At 68.1% G+C, this 19,135-nt stretch carries 17 protein-coding genes; 7 read left to right on the top strand and 10 right to left on the bottom strand.

Annotated features, from left to right (window positions below; genetic code table 11):
- Both IEY88_RS23080 and IEY88_RS23075 read left to right on the top strand, forming a co-directional pair.
- Positions 1-852: a helix-turn-helix domain-containing protein gene (locus tag IEY88_RS23080; RefSeq protein ID WP_189156890.1), complete on the top strand. Its 852-nt coding sequence runs from the start codon at positions 1-3 to the stop codon at positions 850-852.
- Positions 827-1,003: a DUF397 domain-containing protein gene (locus tag IEY88_RS23075; RefSeq protein WP_189156889.1), complete on the top strand. Its 177-nt coding sequence runs from the start codon at positions 827-829 to the stop codon at positions 1,001-1,003. The genes IEY88_RS23080 and IEY88_RS23075 overlap by 26 nt, the downstream gene beginning before the upstream one ends.
- Here the strand turns inward: IEY88_RS23075 and IEY88_RS23070 are convergent.
- Positions 987-2,315, bottom strand: a complete 1,329-nt coding sequence (locus tag IEY88_RS23070) for an O-antigen ligase family protein (RefSeq protein ID WP_189156888.1) — start codon at positions 2,313-2,315, stop codon at positions 987-989. The genes IEY88_RS23075 and IEY88_RS23070 overlap by 17 nt on opposite strands.
- A complete protein-coding gene (locus tag IEY88_RS23065; protein WP_189156887.1) occupies positions 2,294-3,142 on the bottom strand; it encodes a YveK family protein in 849 nt (282 codons plus the stop codon). Before IEY88_RS23065 ends, IEY88_RS23070 begins: the two co-directional genes overlap by 22 nt.
- Before the next feature lie 137 nt (positions 3,143-3,279).
- On the opposite strand from IEY88_RS23065, the gene IEY88_RS23060 reads away from it, so the two are divergent.
- Positions 3,280-4,245: a TolB-like translocation protein gene (locus IEY88_RS23060; RefSeq protein ID WP_189156886.1), complete on the top strand. Its 966-nt coding sequence runs from the start codon at positions 3,280-3,282 to the stop codon at positions 4,243-4,245.
- A gap of 16 nt (positions 4,246-4,261) precedes the next feature.
- On the opposite strand, the gene IEY88_RS23055 is transcribed toward IEY88_RS23060, so the two are convergent.
- From IEY88_RS23055 to IEY88_RS23045, 3 genes are read right to left on the bottom strand one after another with little or no spacing between them, the layout of a single operon-like run.
- Positions 4,262-5,455, bottom strand: a complete 1,194-nt coding sequence (locus tag IEY88_RS23055) for a rhamnosyltransferase WsaF family glycosyltransferase (RefSeq protein WP_189156885.1) — start codon at positions 5,453-5,455, stop codon at positions 4,262-4,264.
- Positions 5,452-6,900, bottom strand: a complete 1,449-nt coding sequence (locus IEY88_RS23050; RefSeq protein WP_189156884.1) for a lipopolysaccharide biosynthesis protein — start codon at positions 6,898-6,900, stop codon at positions 5,452-5,454. Before IEY88_RS23050 ends, IEY88_RS23055 begins: the two co-directional genes overlap by 4 nt.
- Positions 6,897-7,922 carry a glycosyltransferase gene (locus IEY88_RS23045; RefSeq protein WP_229693653.1) on the bottom strand — a complete coding sequence of 342 codons (1,026 nt, stop codon included), beginning with the start codon at positions 7,920-7,922 and terminating at the stop codon, positions 6,897-6,899. The genes IEY88_RS23050 and IEY88_RS23045 overlap by 4 nt, the downstream gene beginning before the upstream one ends.
- 108 nt (positions 7,923-8,030) lie before the next feature.
- Between IEY88_RS23045 and IEY88_RS23040 the strand changes: the two genes are divergently transcribed.
- Positions 8,031-8,876, top strand: a complete 846-nt coding sequence (locus tag IEY88_RS23040; RefSeq protein ID WP_189156882.1) for a glycosyltransferase — start codon at positions 8,031-8,033, stop codon at positions 8,874-8,876.
- On the opposite strand, the gene IEY88_RS23035 is transcribed toward IEY88_RS23040, so the two are convergent.
- Genes IEY88_RS23035 through IEY88_RS23025 form a run of 3 tightly spaced genes read right to left on the bottom strand, consistent with a single transcriptional unit; the run spans position 8,848 to position 13,948 of the window.
- The gene (locus tag IEY88_RS23035) at positions 8,848-10,074 is read right to left on the bottom strand and encodes an MFS transporter (RefSeq protein WP_189156881.1); all 1,227 of its coding nucleotides are present in this window, start codon (positions 10,072-10,074) and stop codon (positions 8,848-8,850) included. The genes IEY88_RS23040 and IEY88_RS23035 overlap by 29 nt on opposite strands.
- Positions 10,075-10,122: 48 nt before the next feature.
- Positions 10,123-11,946 carry an asparagine synthase (glutamine-hydrolyzing) gene (asnB, locus tag IEY88_RS23030; RefSeq protein ID WP_189156880.1) on the bottom strand — a complete coding sequence of 608 codons (1,824 nt, stop codon included), beginning with the start codon at positions 11,944-11,946 and terminating at the stop codon, positions 10,123-10,125.
- A gap of 1 nt (position 11,947) precedes the next feature.
- Positions 11,948-13,948 (bottom strand): glycosyltransferase, encoded by a 2,001-nt coding sequence (locus IEY88_RS23025; RefSeq protein ID WP_189156879.1) that lies wholly within the window; start codon positions 13,946-13,948, stop codon positions 11,948-11,950.
- A 111-nt stretch (positions 13,949-14,059) separates the two neighbouring features.
- On the opposite strand from IEY88_RS23025, the gene IEY88_RS23020 reads away from it, so the two are divergent.
- Positions 14,060-15,391 (top strand): glycosyltransferase family 4 protein, encoded by a 1,332-nt coding sequence (locus IEY88_RS23020; protein WP_189156878.1) that lies wholly within the window; start codon positions 14,060-14,062, stop codon positions 15,389-15,391.
- Positions 15,391-16,683, top strand: a complete 1,293-nt coding sequence (locus IEY88_RS23015; protein ID WP_189156877.1) for a UDP-glucose dehydrogenase family protein — start codon at positions 15,391-15,393, stop codon at positions 16,681-16,683. The genes IEY88_RS23020 and IEY88_RS23015 overlap by 1 nt, the downstream gene beginning before the upstream one ends.
- Positions 16,684-16,737: 54 nt before the next feature.
- Here the strand turns inward: IEY88_RS23015 and IEY88_RS23010 are convergent, their stop codons facing one another.
- Positions 16,738-17,466 (bottom strand): PIG-L deacetylase family protein, encoded by a 729-nt coding sequence (locus tag IEY88_RS23010; protein ID WP_189156876.1) that lies wholly within the window; start codon positions 17,464-17,466, stop codon positions 16,738-16,740.
- A 34-nt stretch (positions 17,467-17,500) separates the two neighbouring features.
- Here IEY88_RS23010 and IEY88_RS23005 point away from each other — a divergent pair, with 34 nt between their 5' ends.
- Positions 17,501-17,956 (top strand): SLATT domain-containing protein, encoded by a 456-nt coding sequence (locus IEY88_RS23005; protein WP_229693652.1) that lies wholly within the window; start codon positions 17,501-17,503, stop codon positions 17,954-17,956.
- A 281-nt stretch (positions 17,957-18,237) separates the two neighbouring features.
- Here IEY88_RS23005 and IEY88_RS23000 read toward each other — a convergent pair whose 3' ends face one another.
- On the bottom strand, positions 18,238-19,134 hold the full coding sequence (locus IEY88_RS23000) for a right-handed parallel beta-helix repeat-containing protein (protein ID WP_189156875.1): 897 nt from the start codon (positions 19,132-19,134) through the stop codon (positions 18,238-18,240).
- Position 19,135 lies beyond the last annotated feature (1 nt).

The raw sequence follows: 19,135 nt of genomic DNA, 5'->3' as shown, positions 1-19,135 counted from the left end.
ATGACCGTCATCACATCCACCGCGTACAGCCGTGATCTAGGCGATGAGCTGCGCAGACTGCGGGAGAACTGCACCAGTTTCGGCGGCCGCGCGATGGCCCACCAGTTGGGGTGGGACCCGAGCAAGGTGTCGAACATCGAGACCGGCAAGGCCCGCGCGACCGAGGTCGACCTCGCCCAGTACTTCGCGACGTGCGGCAAGGACCTCGAGTACTTGCAGGACTTCGTCAACCGGTACCGGTACGCCTTCGACCTGTACTTCGCGCAGGTACCGGACAACCTGCGCACGCTCGCCATGGTCGAGGCGATGGCCACGAAGATCTTCGCCTACGAGATTTTGTCGATCCCGGGTCTACTGCAGACGGAGGCGTACGCACGCGCGTTGTTCGAGGAGACGGGCTGCGAGTCGAAGGAAGCCATCGACAAGGGTGTCGAGCGTCGAATGGCGCGGCAGAGCATCTGGCAGCGGCCCTATCGGCCGGACTGCGTGTTCTACGTGCACGAACTGGCGCTTCAGATGTGCGTCGGCGACGCCAAAGTCATGGAGGACCAGTACCTGCGCTTGCTCTTCAACGCGCACATCCTCCGTGTCGTGCCGGCGAACATCAGGGGCGTGGCGTTCCACTCGAAGTGCACGATGTTCGAGTTCGGCAAGGCATCGCCCTTGGCCTACACGGAGACCGATCTGGCCAAGGTGTTCGCGCAGGACGCCCTGGCGGTCACGTGGGGCAGGAAGCTTTTCGAGCGGTTGGATGCGGTCGCGCTGGATGAGGAACAATCTCGGAGCAAGCTGGCGGAGTACGTCAGCGGACTCCGAGAGGACCCTCATGACCGGCGAACGGACTTGGCGTAAGAGCTCCTACAGCGGTGGCACCACCGACAGCGACTGTGTGGAGGTCTCGCTGTCGTCCGACGCGTTGGTGCGGGACTCGAAGAACGCGAGTGGTGACGTCCTCGCGTTCTCCGCCCCTGCCTGGCGCAGTCTGCTCAGCTGGCTGGGCTGACCTCGGCCGCCTTCCGCAGGTCAGCCTCCTGTCTGGCTATGCGCAGCAACGCCCCGGACACGCCGATCAGCATGAACGTCATGCCGGTCGCGACGCTGAACGCGAGCTCGTCGAACGTGGCGGCGCCCAGTGCGGACGTCAGCATCGCGGCCACCAGGCACATCGCGATGCCGCGCACGTTCTCGTCGCGGGACAGCGCGCGGGCCCGCAGCGCCGCGAAGATGGCGCCGATGAACAGCAGGGCGAACGCGATCAGGCCCAGGTAGCCGTTCTCGATCATCGTCAGCAGGTACTGGTTGTCGAGGATCGTGTACTTCGAGGGCAGGAACGTGCCGAAGCCCCTGCCCAGCCAGGGATGTTTGGCGATCTCCAGCCACGCGCCGTCGTAGTCCTTGGTGCGGCCCTGGAACGACGGGTCGTCCTCGATGTTCGAGAACATCGACGTCACCGTGCCGAACAGGCCCGGCACGACGATCGAGGCGCCGCCGAGGAACACCGCGCCGACGCCGAGCAGTGGCAGGCCCCGTTCGCGGGGGAGCAGGATCGCCATCACGATGCCCGTCACGACGAGGCCGATGATCGCCGTGCGCGAGAGCGACAGGATCGCCATCAGCGCGAGCAGCGACAGGGCGGTCCACCAGCGGCCGACGGGTTCGCCGCGGTCCTTCGCCTGGAACACGAAGTGCGCGGCGAACGGCACGCCCAGCACGCACACCAGACCGAACTCGATCGGGTGGTTCACGGTGCCGGCCGGGCGGAAGAAGATCGAACGGGACTCGAGCGCCGAGTAGCCGTTGTCCTGCACGCGCAGGCCCGGCAGCGAGATGTACGAGGCGAGGTCGAGGCCCAGGCCGAACTGGAACAGGCCGACGAACGCGCTGACCGTCAGGCAGGCCACCATCACCCGCAGCGCGCGGCTGAGCCTGTCGCCGGTGCGGACGCCGTCGGCGATGAACACCGCGAGGGCCGCCATCGACACGATCCTGATCAGCGCCGAGTCCGACACCGACAGCTCGTCGATCGGCAGGTAGCGCCGGGTCGCCAGCGCGTACGTCATCAGGTGCAGGATCACGTAGATCGCGAGGATCGTGCGGACGGCGTTGCGGCCCTTGGCGATGCCGAGGTGGTCGACGAGGTGCGCGGCGAACCACACGATCATGAGGCACATCGCCATGAACAACGCCGGTGGCAGCGTGATCGGGACGAACGCGATCGTGAACCGGGCCGGGACGACGAGCAGCGCCACCATGTAGAAGATGAGAAGGGTGGCGCCGTCGGCTCGCTGGGCGGTCAGTCGTCTTTCGTCGGCCATGCCGGGTCAGGTTTGGGAGCGGCGATGATGACGGTCTTCTGGTGCGCGTTCGGCACGCCCTGGGGCACCGGACGCGGGGGAGCGCCGTTGCCGTTGGACTGCGGGTTCGGCCGGACCGGGGGCAGCGGGCCCGGCGTGGTGTCCTTCTCGGACGGTGCCGGGTCCTTCGGGTCCTTGCCGTCCTTGGGATCCTTGCGGCGCTTGGCCTTCAGCAGGATCGAGTCGGCGGCGAACGTCGAGGCGAGCGTCAGCAGCAGCAGCACGACGGTGGCCGCGCCGACGTACCGGACCTTGCCACCGATCTTGGCCGAGGCCGTCGTCGGCTTCACCAGGACCTGCGCGGTGATGAACGTCTGTTCGGGCGCGCTCAACGCCTTCTGCTGCGCCGCGAGCTCCGCGACGGTCTTCTCGAGCACCTTGCCGACGAGACCCTCGGCGGACTCGGCCGAGTCCGACTCCGTCGTGATGAAGAGCAGCGGGCCGCCGACGGGGCCGGTGTTCGCGGTGTAGACGGACGTCGAGCCCTTGCCCGCCAGCTCTTCGGCGGTCTTGGGGTCGCCGAGGATCTGCGTGAGGATCTGCGCCGTCGTCGTGAGGCTGCCGTCGAACTGCAGCAGCGGGTTGACCCGGACGACGTCCTCGGGCTTGGTGTTCGCCGTGTACCGGCCGCCGGCCGCGGGGGAGGTGAGGACGAGCACGCCACTCGACTCGTACCGCGTGGGCACCGTGGCGTAGACGTACAACGCGAGGATGCCCGTGAGCAGCACTGCGGGCAGGGCGATGTACCACCGCCGCCGCAGCACTCGTACGGTTCCCCAGAAGTCCATCAAAATCCCCGATCCGCGGCTCGGTCTTGCGAACGCAATGTTCGTAGGGTATCGCCTGCTTTGAAAATCGGGGTGAGCTGCCAACTGTTACAGGCCGTAGCTGACGAGCGATGAAGGTAGGGAATCCAGGAGGCAGCATGCGCGCAGGACGGCTGACCGTGACCATCGCGGCCATTCTCGTGGTCATCGGTGGGACAACGGCTTACGTCGTCACGGCGGCGGACGAGGCGAAGAACCCGGCCGGCGTCGAGAAGGTCAACCAGGCGAAGACCGGCGATCTGCTGTTCGTCGACCTCGCGGGGGGCCAGAACCGGGTCGAGAAGCTGGCCGGCACCGGTTCCCGCACCCCGTTGGAGCTGGTCTGCCAGCGGTTTTACGCCGCCGGCGGCACGAGCGTCTGCCTCAAGCTCTCCGGTCCCGGCCCGACGTACTCCGCCGAGGTGAGCCGCGGCGGCAAGCCCGTGAAGACCATTCCGCTGCCGGGCATCCCGAGCCGCGCGAAGGTCTCGCAGTCCGGGAACGTGGTGTCGTGGACCAGTTTCGTCACCGGCGACTCCTACTCGGTGCCTGGCGGCTTCTCGACCCGGACCGGTTTCCACGACCTGCGCACCGGAGAGACGGCTGAGTCGCTCGAACACTTCGCCGCCACTGTGGAGGGTGTTCCGCACACGGCGAGTGACGTCAACTACTGGGGCCTGACTGTGGCTTCCGACGACAGGACGTTCTACGCGACGCTCGCCAGCGGCGGTTTCACCTGGCTGGTGAAGGGCGACCTGGTGGCCAAGTCGGTGACGACGTTGCGACGTGACGCGGAATGTCCGTCTCTCTCCCCGGACGGCACGAAGGTCGCGTACAAGAAGCGCATCGGCCGTCTCGGTCCGTGGGACCTCGCGGTGCTCGACCTCGCGACCGACACGGAGAAGCGGCTGCCCGGTACGGCCGGTGTCGACGACCAGGCCACGTGGCTCACGCCCGAGGAGCTCGCGTTCGCCGCGGTGCCCAAGGACGCCAAGCTGCCCGCGGTTCACGTCGTGCCCGTCGACGGCTCGGCCGATGCGCGCGTGCTGATCCAGGACGCCACGTCCCCGTCTCCAGTGATGTGAAGAACGCCCTCGCGAGTCATGTGGCGAGTTCGCGGCGGAGCACCTTCTCGAGCTCATGGCCTGCCGCATCCCAGGAACGTCCCTCCACACTGGACGCGGCCGCACGGGCGACCGCGTCGAAGTCCGGCGATGTGACGACTTCGGACAACGCACGCGCCAGTGAGTGCGGGGTGGGCGTCGCGTACCGGACGTGGTCGTTGTCCAGGACTACGCGGTTGAAGTGCGCGTCGTTCACCACGGGCACACATCCGGCCGCCAGCATCTCGTGCGGCACCAGGGAGACGTTGGTCATCGACAGCGACAACCCGGCGAAGCAGCGGTTGTAGATGGCGTTCAGGTCGTCCGGCGTGACCAGGCCGTGGTCGACGAACTGCGGCCCGAGATCGCCGATCTTCTCGCCGTACACGTGGATCTTGAGGTCGGGGTGCTTCTCGGCGAAGACCTCCAGCGCGAGCACGCCGAGCTCGAACGCCCTGCGCGGTGCCTTGCGCCGGGCGTAGAAGACGATGCCGTCGCGCTTCTGGTCGCCGAGCCTGTACCGGTCGGCGTCGCAGCCGAAGTCGAAGTGGTCGGCCGGCATGCCGTGCTCGTCGCGGACCTTGTCGGCGAGGAACCTGCCGGCCGTGAAGCCGTGCATGCCCATCCGGTACGTGTTCTCCGCCAGCGCGTAGAGGCCGCCGGACGGGTAGAACCACGGTTCGTAGTCCTGCACGAGGTAGAACCTCTTGCCCGCGCACGGGTCGTTGAACGCCGGGTACGCCGTGATCCACGCCGTCGCGAACACCGCGTGCGCGTCCGCCATGCCGTCGGTCACGTCGTGGATCGAGCCCTTGAAGAACGGGAACGCTTCCCTGATCCCGGGTTCGAGGTCGGTGACCGTGTTGCCGAACGTGTCGTAGAGGTAGAGCCGGCAGTCGTGGCCGATCGACTCCAGGTGCCGGATGAGCCGGAACATGGTGGTGTGGCCGCCGGACCCCTGGGACGGGGGAGTGGTGACCCAGTTGATCGTCAGCTTGCCGTCGTGGGGGATCGGCGGGATCACCACTGGCTTGCGCGTCTCGACGTCGGCCTTGCGGACGTCCTCGAGGCGCACCGGCAGGTCCTCGCCCTCGGCGCCGAGCCTGCGGGTCGCGGCCGTCAGGAGCCGGACGCCGAGCTTCTTGGCACCCTGCTCGCGGACGATCTTCGTGACCTGCCTCAGTCGTCTCACGCGTTGGCCCTCTTCTTCAGCACCGCAATGATTTCGTGTCGCATCGGGAACACCACGAGCGCGTAGGCGAGACAGGACAGCGCGCCGCCGACGAGGATCTGCAGCAGCTCGCTGTCGATCGTCTGCCGGACCGCCAGCACGACCGCGATCATCAGCACACCGCCGAGGAACGGCCGGAGCAGGCGCACGCCGAGTGCCCCCGCACGGATGCCGTAGGGCTTGAACGTGACCAGGTACGCCGGCGTGATGACCAGCACCGCGACGATCACGTGGGCCGCCGCGACGCCGCGGATGCCGTCGAGGTGCGCGCCGAGCGCCAGCAACGGCACCAGCGCGCCGAGCCACACCACGTGGATCACGAGGATCGCCCGCGACCGGCCGGCCGAGGCGAGGAAGTCGTAGCCCAGTTCGAGCGCGACCCTGACCGCGCCGAGCAGCACCAGCAACGCCAACGCGGCCGCCGCAGGGGCCCAGCGCTCGCCGTAGACGACGCGGATCAACGGCTCGGCCAGCGCGGCCAGCAGCACGCACGCGGGCACGGTGACCAGCGCCAAGAGCCCCAGTGCACGTCCGAACGACCTCTGGAACAGCTCGGGATCCTCGCGGACCTTCGAGAACGCGGCCAGCGACACGCTGCGGACCGGGGCGCTGAACGCCCCCACCGGCCAGCTCGCGAGGTTGAACGCCAGCAGGTAGAAGCCCAGCGGGATGGTGCCGAGCATCGCGCCGACGACGATGTAGTCGACGTTCATCACGCCGAGGATCAGCAGACTGGACCCGGCCAGCGGCAGGCCGAACGAGAGCAGTTCCTTGGCCTGCAGCCGATTCCAGCCGGGACGGAACCTCTCCTTGGTGAGCCAGAACATGATGACCGCGGCCGAGAGGTTCTGCGCGATCCGCTGCCACGCGAGACTCCACGCGCCGAAGCCCATGAGCGCCAGCACGACCGCGACGGCCGTGCCCGCGACGAACGCGGCGGTGTCGGCGTAGAACTTGTGGTCCTGCCGGAAGTTGCGCTGCATCAGCGCGCCGGGCACCGCTGTCGCGCCCGCGATGACGAGGGCGATCGACATGAGCTGGATGATGCCGGCGGCTTCCGGGGCGTCCATGGCGTTGGAGAACCAGGGTGCGCCGAGCACGCAGATCAACGCCAGCAGACTGCCGGACGCGAGGGACAGCGTCGTGACGGTCGGCGCCATCTCGTCGATCGGGCCGTTGTGGCGGACCAGGGCGGCGCTCACGCCGAGTTCGGACACGCTCAGCACGATGTTGAGCACGACCAGGGCGACCGCGAACACACCGAACTGCTCGGGCGCGATCAGACGGGCGAGCAGGATGCTGATGCCGACCGCGGAGAGTCGTTGGAGCAGCGAGTTGATCGCGCTCCAGCGGATCGCCGAGGAGACCTTGCCCTCCAGCTGACCCGTGTCCTCCTGCGTCGTCACCACTCGCCCCGCCACTTCCACCGCTGCGTCCCGATCCACAACTTCGCCCTCTTGCAGGCGTGCGGCGCAAGGAAAAGTTGCGTGCGGCTGAGGAAAGACGGGCTGAACTTCTGGCGTCGCAACAGAGCGCGATGCTCCGGTAGCTCTTCGACGTTCGGATAGGTCTCGCGGGCGAAGTCGAGCAACTCCTTCTCGGTGCCGTCGAGCTGGTCCCGGTCGTGCAGCCGCACGGCCCGCCAGAGCGCGTCCGCCGCGATCGCCTTGTGCGCCAGCGTCTTCAGCCGCGCGGGCAGGCCTGGGTTCTGCTCCAGCACGAGGTCGAACACGTCCCGGCGCTGCTCCAGGTCGGCGAACACCGACTTGAACGTCGTGCGCATCATCGAGTTCTCGTGCACCCGGTAGTACGCGCCGGGCTTGCCGCTGACGTAGCCGATGTCCGACACCGCGGCGATGCGCAGCCACATCTCCAGGTCACCCGCGTGGGGGAGGTCCGAGCGGTAGCCGCCGACCTTCTGCTGGACCTTCGTGCGCACCACGACCTCCGGCGAGGAGATCACGTTGCGGCTGCTGCGGAAGCGGTTCTCGATCCACTCCTCGCCGCGCCAGACCTTCGAGCTCGTCGGCAGCTGGGTGACCTTCGGCAACGCGTTGTGGTCGCTGTAGTACACGACACGTCCGTAGACCATGCCCACTTCGGGGTTCCGCTCGAAGACCTCGGCCGCGCGTCGCAACGCTCCCGGCGCCAGCAGGTCGTCCGCGGACAGCAACACCGTGTAGTCGGCGGTCGCCCAGTCCAGCAGGCCCTCGTTGTAGGTGGCGATGTGCCCCTTGTTCACCTCGTGCCGGTAGCCCTCGACGCGCTTGTCGGCGGCCATCAGCTCGGCCATCACCTCAGGCGTGTTGTCCGACGACGTGTCGTCGATCACAAGCACCCGCACGTCCACGCCCGGCTGGTCGAGGACGCTGCGGACGCAGGCCGGCAGGAAGTGGGCGTAGTTGTAACAGGGGATCACGACGTCCACTGTGGGAAGCGTTGGCACAACCTCACTATCGGTCTCCGCAGGCATTCGTTAGCCGCAACGTTTTGGTCCCATCCGGCGATGTACGCGATGACCGGAGTAAGGGGAGTCATGGCCGACCACGTCATCCTGACGCGCTTCAACCTGCCTTCGAAGGGCGCGGAGAGTTACGTCCGGGCAAAGGAAGGATGGCTGACCGAACGCGTTGCGCTGTTCGAACGCTACTGCCTGCCATCGGTCGTGGCCCAAACGGACAAACGGACGCGTTGGCTCATCTATTTCGACCCCGAATCACCGCAATGGCTCAAGGACAAAATCGCCTCACACGGTGACGCGTACACGCCCGTTTACCGTCCGGAAGTCTCGCGCGAAGAACTGAGATCGGACATCCGGTCGCTTTTCACCGAGACCGGTTCCGAGCTCATCACCACGAACCTCGACAACGACGACGGCCTCGCGGTCGATTTCGTAGAACGCCTCTGCGCGGCTCCCCGCCCCACCACCACGGCGGCGTACTACCTGGTCAACGGCCTGATCAAGTCGCCGGGCGGGCTCTACCACCGGGTCGACCGGCACAACGCGTTCGTCTCGGTCCGCGAGAGCTGGGACGAGCCGGTGACGTGCTGGGCGCACTGGCACAACCACATGCACCTGCACTTCCCGGTCGTGGAACTGGGCGGCGCGCCGGGCTGGCTGCAGGTCGTGCACGGCGGCAACGTGTCGAACCGCACACGCGGCCGTCTCGTGTCGCCCGAGGCCTACCGGGCGGCGTTCGGCGACTCGCTGGACGACGTGGCGGCGCCCAGGTCCCTCGCAGTGGCCCAGGACCGGCTCGTGGACCAGCCGGTCCGGTTCCTGCGCGACTCCGGCCGGGTGGCCGCGAAGAACGCGGCCATGAAGGTCCTCGGCAAGGGCGGCTTCGAGAAGATCAAGCAGAAACTGGCTGCTCGCGGTTGAGTCCGTAAGCGATGATGAGGGTCACGGTGAGTGCTGCCAGCGCCACCGTGATGCTCGTTCCGAAGCTCGAGAACTGCAGCAACAGTCCAAAGGCGACCGACGAAACGAGACGCCCGAGCGCCTGACCAGTCTGCACGACCGACAAGCCGCTGGCCCGCAACGACTCGGGCGCCGTCTCGCTCACCTTGGCCGACAGCACGCCGTCCGTGGCCGCGTAGAACAGGCCGTGCAGCAGGAGCGCCGCGATCGCCACGCCCATCCCGCCCTCGGGGATGAACAGCAGCGCGTACACGCCCAGCAACAACCCGTGGCCGGTGAGGAACATCCGCCAGCGGCCGACCTTGTCCGACAGCTTGCCGAGCGGCGCGGCGGCGGCGAGGAACACGATCGCCGTGCCCAGCGGCAGCAGCGGCAGGTAGCCGGGCGAGATGTTCGTGGCCTTCTGCACCAGCACGTAGACGAACGCGTCCGACACGGTCGCGAGGCCCAGCATGCCCGCGGAGAGGGTGGTCCGGCGGAAGTGCTTGTCCGTGAGCAGGTTCAGCCCGGCCCGGAACGACGGCCGCGGTCCCTTCGGCTTCTCGTCGGTCTTCGGCTCCCGCACGAATCCGATGAGCACGATCAACCCGATGACCGCGAACGCCGCCGACACCGCGAAGATCGGCCCCGGCACCGTCCCGATCTGGACGAGCAGCAGGAACGTGATGAGCGGGCCCAGCAGCGCGCCGACCGTGTCCATGCTGCGGTGCACGCCGAACGCCGCGCCGAGGCGGTCCTCCGGCGTGGCCAGGGAGATCATCGCGTCACGGGGAGCGGTCCGGATGCCCTTGCCCGCACGGTCCGCCGCCATCAGCGCGCCGATGCCGAACGGGGACGCGCCGACCAGCGGGAAGAAGACCTTGGTGGCGGCCGAGAGCCCGTAGCCGGCGGCCGCGACGGCCTTGGGCTTGCGGAACTTGTCCGACACACCTCCACCGACCAGCCGCAGCACCGCCGTGGCACCGGTGTAGATGCCGTCGAGCAGGCCGAACTGCGCGTAGCCCAGGTTCAGCGTGAACAGCAGGTACACCGGGAGGAACGCGGTGATCATCTCGGCGGAGACGTCGGTCAGCAGGCTGACCGTGCCGAGCGCGAACACGGTGCCCGGCAACCGTTTGCGGAAGTCGGTCTTGGGCGGACGGGAGGAGGCGACGTACATCGGCTCACCCACCCGCCCCGGCGATGAAATCCCTGTTCATGGACCGTCCTACCAGCTGAGCGTTTGGTGCCACACCTCTAGGGACAGCAGCGTCCAGATGCGCGGCTGCTCGTTGCGGTCACCGGAGTCGTGGTCGTCGAGCAACGAGCGCACCGCGGCCCGGTCGAAGGTCTTGCCCACGAACGACGTGGGCCCGGTCAGCAGGTCGTACGCCATGTCCCGCAGGCCGTCGCGGAACCAGGCGTCGAGCGGCACCTTGAAGCCGGACTTCGGCCGGTCGACGATGTCGGCCGGCAGGTGCTGGCGCGCGACCTCCTTCACGACCCACTTGGTCGTGCCGCCGCGCACCTTCACGTTGCTGGGCAACGAGAACGCCAGCTCGGCCACGCGGTGGTCGAGGAACGGCGGCCGCAGCTCCAGCGACGCGGCCATCGACATGCGGTCGCCGCGTTCGAGGAGGTTGTCGGCGAGCCAGGTGTGCGAGTCGGCGTAGAGCATGCGCCTCAACGCGTCCCCGCGGCCGTTCTCGTACGGGGCCAGGACGGACCTGCTCGCCGGGCCGCCGAGCAGCGTTGCCCGTTCGGACACCGTGAACGGCGCGAACCAGCCGCGCATGCGTTCGGCGTAGGAGGGCTCGGAGATGGCGCGCAGAGCGACACCCAGGCGTGCCTTGGACGCCGGCAGCGCCTTCTCCAGCCGCTTCAGCGCGGCGGAGGGCGCGAACCCGGCGAGGCGGGTGGCCTGCGCGAAGCGGTACTTGGGGTAGCCGCCGAAGAGCTCGTCGCTGCCCTCGCCGGACAGCACGACCTTCACGTCCCTGCGGGCCAGTTCGGCGAGGCGGAACACGGCCACGTCGGCGGGTTCGGACAGCGGCGCGTCGCGGTGCCAGGAGAGCTTGGCCCAGCTGTCGCGGAAGTCGTCGGCCGTGACGATCACGTTGTGGTGGCGGCTGCCGACCAGCTTCGCGACCTTCTCGGCGTGGTGGATCTCATCCACGCGCGGGTCGCCGAAGCCCGCGGAGAACGTGTGCAGCTCGGCGTCACCGCGTTCCCGCGCCACCAGAGCCGTGATCAGCGACGAGTCCACGCCGCCGGACAGGTAGGCGCCGACCGGCACGTCCGCGACCAGAGCGTCGCGCACAGAGGCCGTGAGGGCCTCGTCCACGAGCCGCACCGCCTCCTCGGGCGTGACCTGGCGGATCTCCGACTCGCGCGGCAGCTCCCAGTACGCCTCGGTCCGCACCTCACCCTTGGCCGTCACGACCAGGTGGTGGCCCTGCGGCACCTTGCGGACGCCTCTGACCAGCGTGTACGGCGCCGGAACGGATCGGTGCGCGAGGTAGTCGTGCAGCGACTCCTGGTCGACCTCGGCCGCGCCGATCGCCGGCAGCAACGCCTTGATCTCGGACGCGAACGCGAACTGGGTGGCGTCCACGTAGTAGTAGAGCGGCAGGATGCCCAGGCGGTCGCGGAACAGGTGCGTCTCGCCGGTGTGCTCGTCGTGGAGGGCGTACGCGAACTGGCCGCGCAGCTTCTCGACGGCCTTCGGCCCGTGCTGTTCGTAGAGCGCCAGCAGGACCTCGGTGTCGCCGTTCGTGCGGAACGGGTACGCGAGGTCGGTGCGCAGCTGCCGGTAGTTCAGGATCTCGCCGTTGAACGCGATCGTGGTCGTGCCGGACGCGCCCGCCATCGGCTGCGGCGACCCGGCGAGGTCGATGATCGACAGCCGGGTGTGCGCGAAGCCGATCGAGCCGCCGGTCCAGAACCCGCTGTCGTCGGGGCCGCGGTGGTGCAGCCGCTTCGCCATCTCGGCGAGCAGCTCGCGCGAGACGGGGGCGCCGTCGAACCGCCTGATGCCTGCGATGCCGCACATGTCAGCGGTCCTCCGCGATCTGCATGAGCTCACGGGCGCGGGAGTCCCAGGAGGAGGCCAGCACGGCGTTGCGGCGTTCGGCCGGGGTCTTCAGGCCGCCGTCCTTGAGGGTGAGCCGGATCTGGTCGATGAAGTCGGCCTCGCCCTTCGCGATCCGGATGACGTCGCCGTACCGCTCGACCTCGGGGAAGTCCGTCGAGACGACGGCCAGACCCAGGGCCAGGTACTCCTTCATCTTGATCGGGTTCGCGTGCTTGATCCAGTCGTTGTCCAGCCACGGCATCAGCGCGACGTCGAAGCCGCTGCCGTAGCCGGGGATCTGGTCGTAGGAGCGGAAGTCGAGCCAGTGCACGTTGGGGTAGGAGTCGTAGCGCTCCATCGAGCAGGTGGCGTCACCGATCAGCACGACGCTCGCCTCGGGGAACTCCTGCGCGACCTTCTCGATCAGGTCGAAGTTCACGAGGTAGTCGTCGAGACTGCCGAAGAACCCGATGCGCGGGCCCGGGATGCTCGCGATGTCCGCCGGCAGTTCGGTGCGGCGGGTGAAGTGGTCGACGTCGACGCCGTGGTCGAGGAAGTGCGCCCGGTCACCGGTGAGCGCGGACTCCTCCTCCTGGAGAGCCCTGGAGACGTAGAGCACGGTGTCCGAATTGGACAGCAGCTGGTTCTCCAGGCCCGCGATGACGCCCTGGTCGGCCTCGGGGAACGCCGAGTGCCGGTCGGAGCGGTTGAAGATCAGGCCCTTGGTCTTCATGGGCTCCACGACGTCCCACGCGGTGGGGATCGTCGCGACGACGACGGGCGTGCCCATCCGCAGGAAGAAGCAGACCGCGCGGACCTGGGTCCTGACGAGGACCGAGTTCAGCTTGCGCAGCCACGGCTTGCCGTAGAACGGCAGGGGAGCGGGCGTCATCACGTAGAAGTTCGGCGTGTCCTCGATCGGCTGGCGCACCAGCTTCGCGACGCTCATCGCCTTGCGGAAGATGCGGCGCAGGAACTGCGTGCTCTTGCCGGGCGACGGCATTCGCAGACCGATGCTGTTGACCAGCAACACCTTGCGGTGCTTCGCGACGCGGCGCAGCAGCTGGAAGTCCGAGTGGGCGCGGTTGTGGTACCACCAGTCCTGCGCGGAGAAGCACAGGTAGCTCGGTCCCTCCGACGCCACTTCCTCCGGCCAGCGGCGCATGCGGAAAAGCCCCTTCAACGCGGTGCGGTGCTTCGGCGAGCGCGCGCGAAGCCCTTCGTTCACGACCATGGCGAGCCACATGAGCACGGCGGCGAACCGTCCGTGCAGCTCGCGGTGCAGGCGGACCTTGTTCGAGGTGAGCATCGACCAGAGGCGCGCGTTCGTGGAGACCTCGCCGCCGATGTGCGTGACGACGGCGCGCGGCTCGAACCAGACGCCGCCTGCTTTGAGCATGTACTCGGTCTCCTCCGAATAGAGGAAGTACCGTTCGTCCAAAAGGCCGTGCTTCTCGATGACCTCGCGCTGGACCAGCCACGCGCAGCCCGTCGCCCAGTCGGCGGCGTGCGCTCCCTGGTAGGCCTTCGCGTCCGTGACGGTCTCGCCGAGGCCGATGGTCCCGGCGCGGCCGCCACCGATGAGGGCTTCGGCAAGGGCTTTGACCGCCGTCGGTGTGCGGCGCAGCGAGAAGGAGAGCGCGCCGGATTCGTCCACGAGCTTGGGAACGACGATCGGCTTGTTCGCGGCGCGGAGTGATTCCACGGCTCCTGGGTGCAACCGGATGTCGGCGTTCAGGATCAGGACGTCGTGTCCTTCCGCCGCTTTGATGCCCGAATTCACACCGGCGGCGTATCCGCCGTTGACCGGGCTGCGCAGAATTTCCACGCCGGGTCGAGTGGCGGCCGCCACAGTGCCGTCCGTCGAGGCGTTGTCGACGACGACCACTTTCACGTCGTCCGGCAACGAGTCCAGGCATCCGGCGATGACCTGTTCGCTCTGGTAAGTGACGATGACCACCGCGACAGGTGACCGCTCCACAACCGCTCCTCGCTTTTCGGGCCTCTGCGCCTACATCGAGCGCTTTGCAACCTCCGTTACGAGATCGAGCTCAGGTGTAACCGTTTTGCCCTCTGAAACGAGAACCAGAGCGTGACGTCATCGCCTCACGTGTTGATCATCGTGCAGAACCTCCCCGTGCCGCTGGACCGCCGGGTGTGGCTTGAGTGCCGCGCCCTGACCAACGCCGGGTACGAGGTTTCGGTGATCTGCCCCAAGGGTCCGGGTGATCCCGCCTACCAGCTCCTCGACGGAGTGCATATCTACAAGTACGCTCCGCCGCCCCAGGCCGAGGGCGCGCTGGGCTACGCGTGGGAGTTCCTGTACTGCTGGGTGCGCACGGCGTTGCTGAGCGTGAAGGTGCGGGCCCGCAGGCGGTTCGACGTCATGCAGGCGTGCAACCCGCCGGACACGTACTGGGCGTTGGCTCTGCTGTGGCGTCTGGGCGGCGTGAAGTTCGTCTTCGACCACCACGACCTGAACCCCGAGGTCTTCCTGTCCCGTTTCGGCGAGCCGAAGGGCGTCGCGGGCAAGCTGCAGTACCGGATCCTGAAGTGGCTGGAGCGCAGGACGTTCCGCACGGCCGACCGGGTGACGTCGACCAACACCTCGTACCAGAAGATCGCGTGGACGCGCGGAAACGTGCCGCCCGAGCACACCACCGTCGTGCGCTCCGGCCCGGACACCACCGTGATGCGGCCTGTCGAGGGCGTGGACGAACTCCGACGCGGCGGCAAACACCTGGTGGCCTATCTCGGAATCATGGGACCGCAGGACGGCGTCGACGGGGTCCTCGAAGTGGCTCGGAGAGTTGTTTTCGACCGCGGCCGCACCGACGTCCGGTTCGCGCTGCTGGGGTTCGGCGACTGCCTCGAGGACCTGAAGAAGCAGGCCACGGCCTGGGGACTCGATCCGTACGTGGAGTTCACCGGACGGGTTGGGCCCGAACAGATCACCCGTTACCTGTCGACCTCGTCGGTCGGACTGGGCCCGGATCCGTTGTCGCCTTTGAACGACGTGTCCACTATGAACAAGACCATGGAGTACATGGCCTACGCGCTGCCGGTCGTCACCTACCGGTTGCAGGAGACCGTGGTGTCCGCCGGCGAGTGCGCCGTGCTCGTCGAGCCGGGTGACGTCGAGGCGTTCGCCACGTCGTTGCTCGACCTGCTCGACGACGCGGAACGCCGTGCGCGCCTCGGCTTCGAGGGCCGCCGCCGCTGCGAGGCGGTGCTCGACTGGCGCCCGCAGGCCGAGAACTACGTGGCGGTGTTCGACGGGCTGACCGGCTTCGCCTCGCGCGGCCCGTTCCCCGACGGCCGGCCAGAGCTCGGCGCCGGGACCGACCAGTGGGGCAACAAGATGATCGACGTGAGCGACGACGCCGTGCTCCGCGCGTTCGCCGTGACCCGAACGGGAGAATGATGTTCGTCAGAAGGATCGCTGTCGTCGGCACCGGCTACGTCGGTCTGACCACCGGTGCCTGCCTCGCCTCGCTGGGCCACCGCGTGGTGTGCGCGGACGTCGACGCCTCGAAGATCGAGCGGCTTTCGCGCGGTGAGGTCGACATCCTCGAACCGCGCCTGGCCGAACTGGTCGCCGAGGGTTTGGCCTCCGGTCGCCTGTCGTTCGTGCTGGGCGCGTCGGCCGCGGTGGCCGACGCCGAGGTCGTGTTCCTGTGCGTGCCCACGCCGATGGGCGTCGGCGGCATCGCGGACCTCGCCGCCGTCGAGTCCGTTGTGGACGAGACGCGCGACCTGCTGCCGTCCGGCACCGTGATCGTGAACAAGTCGACCGTGCCGGTCGGGACCTCGATCCGCACCGCCGAACTGCTGCGCCGCGACGACGTCGCCGTCGTCTCGAACCCCGAGTTCCTGCGCGAGGGCTCGGCCGTGCACGACTTCCTGAACCCGGACCGCATCGTCGTCGGCTGTGACCAGCAGGACGCCGCCGAACGCGTCGCGGCGCTCTATGCTCGGTTGGGTGCGCCCACGGTGCTGACCGACGCGGCCTCCGCCGAGATGGTCAAGTACGCGGCGAACTGCTTCCTGGCGATGAAGCTGTCTTATGTGAACGCCGTGGCTGAGTTGTGCGAGCGCCTCGGTGCGAACATCACCGACGTCACCGAGGGCATGGGCTACGACAAGCGCATCGGCCAGGCGTTCCTGAACCCCGGCCCCGGCTGGGGTGGTTCGTGCCTGCCCAAGGACACGCACGCGATGCTCCAGGTCGCCGACGCCGCCGACTTCGAGTTTCGCCTGCTGCGTGCCACGATCGACACCAACGAGCGCCAGCGCCAGCGGATGGTCGAGAAGGTCCGCCTGGCCGTCACCGGCAAGCGTGGCGGCTCGCTGTCGCACGTGCGCCTGGGCTTGCTGGGCCTGACGTTCAAGGCGGGCACCGACGACCTGCGCGACTCGCCGGCCCTGGCCGTGGCGGCGTTGCTCAAGCAGGCGGGCGCGGAGCTCGTCGGGTACGACCCGGCGCTGACCGGCGGCACCGACCTCGGTCCGGTGTCCGTTGTGGACGATCCGTACCAGGCCGCGAAGGACGTCGACGCCCTCGTCGTGCTGACCGAGTGGCCGGAGTTCCGCTCGCTCGACTGGGCACGCCTGGCGGAGACCGTGCGGCAGCCCGTCGTCGTCGACACGCGCAACCTGCTGGACCCGGACGTCATCCGCCGTGCGGGCCTGACTTGCACGTCGCTGGGTCGATAGTCCTTTTGAGACTGTCTTCGGGGGCGTTCGCCGTTCATGGCGAACGCCCCTTGCTCACCAGCGCGGCAGATCCGGCCCGTGATGCGTGATGCCGGCGAACAGATCGGTCTCGGGCAGCGGCGCGTCGGTGGTGTCGAACGCGCGGATGTACGACTCGGCCGCGAACCGCTGCTGCGCCGTCAGCTTCCCGATCAACGACTGACTCTCGTAGCAGTACAACGCTTTGCGCTTCACGTCGGCGACAGCCGAGGTGTCCACCGTCGTCGTGGCGAGCGTGTCGTGCGCCTCCAGGTACAGCTTCGCCGGAATCCCGGTCTCCTTGACCGCGTGGTGGGCGACGCGGGCCGCGTGCACGTGATCGCGGTGCTGGTGCGGGTTGTGGTGGTCGTGCGTGACGACGACCTGGGGCCGGAAGTGCTCGATGAGGGCGGCCAGCCGACCGGCCGCCGTCTCGACGGGGATGGAGCAGAACGCGCCGGGCGGCACCTCACCGGTCTCGCCGGAGTCGTGATATCCCAACAGTTCCAGGTCCGTGATCCCGAGCACGTCACACGCCGCGTTGAGCTGCGCCCTGCGCCGCGCCGCCACGGCCTGCGGGTGGTGGTTGAGCTCGCCGGGCTTGACGCCACCGGGCATGTCGCCCATCTCGCCACCGGTACACGTGACGAGCACGATCCGGACGCCCTGACGGGCGTAGTGGGCCAGGATTCCTCCGGTCGACCGAGACTCGTCGTCAGGGTGAGCGTGGACGGCCAGCAAGGTTCTCGGTCCATCGAACTGCACGCGGCGAAGGTACCTCGAAACTATTGTCTTGCCGGTGACCGACTTGCCGTCCGGCCTGAAGCCGTTGGAACTCGCGCAGCACCTACGTGGACAGATCTCCCGAGGGCACGCCTACGCCCGCTCGCGCAAGCAGCGGTTCAGGTGGAAGTCCGTAACTGTCCGACTGACCACTTTGGTGCTTTCGGCGGTGTCGACGATCATTCTCGGCCTGCAGAACCTCGACCCCTGGACGGGAACGGCGTTCTCACTGGTGGCGGTGGTGACCGTGGTGTCCGCTTTGGAGCCGTTCTTCGCGTGGCGCTCGTTGTGGGTGTTGATGGAGGAGGCGAGCTACAAGTTCCACCGGCTCGAGGACGACCTCGCGTACTACGTGGCGTCGACTCCGGCGGAGGAGGTGGATCCGGAGAAGGTGCGGGAGATGTTCGAGCGGTACCAGGAGATCTGGGACTCGCTCAGCTCGCGGTGGTTGACGTTTCGCGACCACGGCTGAGCCGGGGTGGCTGGGGGTGAGGGCCGCGCGGCGAAGGTGCTGGGGTGTGGGCGCCCGCTTCGCGCGCACGCCGCTGCTTGGTACTTACGTCGCTGCTTCGTGCGCACGGTGTCGTCTCAGGCCAAATGCCGCCACTACGCGCACACGCCACCCCGCACGCCGTTTCCGCCCCGCACGCCGCGTCCACGAGCCTCAACACCCCTCAACACCGAACCGCCCCCGCCGCCGGCGAGGGCTCGGCAGCGAAGGCGGTCGGACGTGCGGAGGGCAGGACCAGGCGACTAAGGCGTGCCCGCCGGCTTCCCCTTGCCATCAGGCGCGTTCGCGTCGTGCAGGAAGTTGTCCTGCCACACCGCCCACTTGTAGCTAGCGCCCTTCTGGCTGACATAAGCCGCGCCCCACCCGGTGCCGGTGAAGCGGTTGTTGATGGACTTCATGTTGCGCCCGTAGACGTTGTCGAAGCCCGACTCCAGCCCGAGCTGGTAGCCGCCGCCCTCCAGGAGGTTGCCCTCGACGGTGACGTTGTCGATGTCGCCGCCGTAGGTCTGGATGAACAGGGCGCCGGTGTCGTTGCCGGTGGAGCAGTCGATGCGGTTGTTGCGGAACGTCAGGGTGCGGCCCGCGTTGCGGTCCAGCGGGAAGTCTCGGACGGTGGCGCCGTCGTTGTGGCTGTCGCCGTCGGAGCGCAGGCCGCGGACGTAGTTGCCCTCGGCGAGGCCGCTCAGGGTGCTGCCGGTGTTGTAGAAGCAGATGCCGGAGCCCATGCCGCTGATGTAGTTGCGCTGCAGGGTGCCGACGCCGAGGAACGCGCAGGAGCCCGCGATCGTCTTGGCGGACAGGGCCGAGCCGTCGATGTTCGAGTCGCGGATGGTCACGGGGGCGCCGGTGACCTGGCAGGAGTTGCTGCCGCACGGACCGTTCGTCGTGATCAGCGGTTGCGTTTCGCCGGCGCGGGTGGGGCGGACGCAGGACTTCTCGATCGTGATGTTGCCAGCGAACAACGTCAGGGTCTGCTCGATGCGCTTGCCGGAGATCACGGTGCCGGCGGCGGGGGCGGCGGGGCCGGTGTAGAGCGGCAGGGAGTCGCAGTTCAGGCCGTGTGCGGCGAGGCCGGTGTTGCCCTGGGTGAGCTTCCAGCCCGGGGAGCCCGCGGGGGCGGGGGCGACGGGCGGCTTCACG

The sequence above is a fragment of the Lentzea pudingi genome (assembly GCF_014646255.1).
Lineage (GTDB): Bacteria > Actinomycetota > Actinomycetes > Mycobacteriales > Pseudonocardiaceae > Lentzea > Lentzea pudingi.
This window is presented reverse-complemented; position numbering and strand designations above follow the sequence as displayed.

Coding starts and splice junctions, on each gene's coding strand:
- IEY88_RS23015 (WP_189156877.1), top strand. CDS start 15,391: ATGTTCGTCAGAAGGATCGCTGTCGTCGGCACCGGCTACGTCGGTCTG.
- IEY88_RS23080 (WP_189156890.1), top strand. CDS start 1: ATGACCGTCATCACATCCACCGCGTACAGCCGTGATCTAGGCGATGAG.
- IEY88_RS23070 (WP_189156888.1), bottom strand. CDS start 2,315: ATGGCCGACGAAAGACGACTGACCGCCCAGCGAGCCGACGGCGCCACC.
- IEY88_RS23040 (WP_189156882.1), top strand. CDS start 8,031: ATGGCCGACCACGTCATCCTGACGCGCTTCAACCTGCCTTCGAAGGGC.
- IEY88_RS23060 (WP_189156886.1), top strand. CDS start 3,280: ATGCGCGCAGGACGGCTGACCGTGACCATCGCGGCCATTCTCGTGGTC.
- IEY88_RS23065 (WP_189156887.1), bottom strand. CDS start 3,142: ATGGACTTCTGGGGAACCGTACGAGTGCTGCGGCGGCGGTGGTACATC.
- IEY88_RS23075 (WP_189156889.1), top strand. CDS start 827: ATGACCGGCGAACGGACTTGGCGTAAGAGCTCCTACAGCGGTGGCACC.
- asnB (WP_189156880.1), bottom strand. CDS start 11,946: ATGTGCGGCATCGCAGGCATCAGGCGGTTCGACGGCGCCCCCGTCTCG.
- IEY88_RS23035 (WP_189156881.1), bottom strand. CDS start 10,074: ATGTACGTCGCCTCCTCCCGTCCGCCCAAGACCGACTTCCGCAAACGG.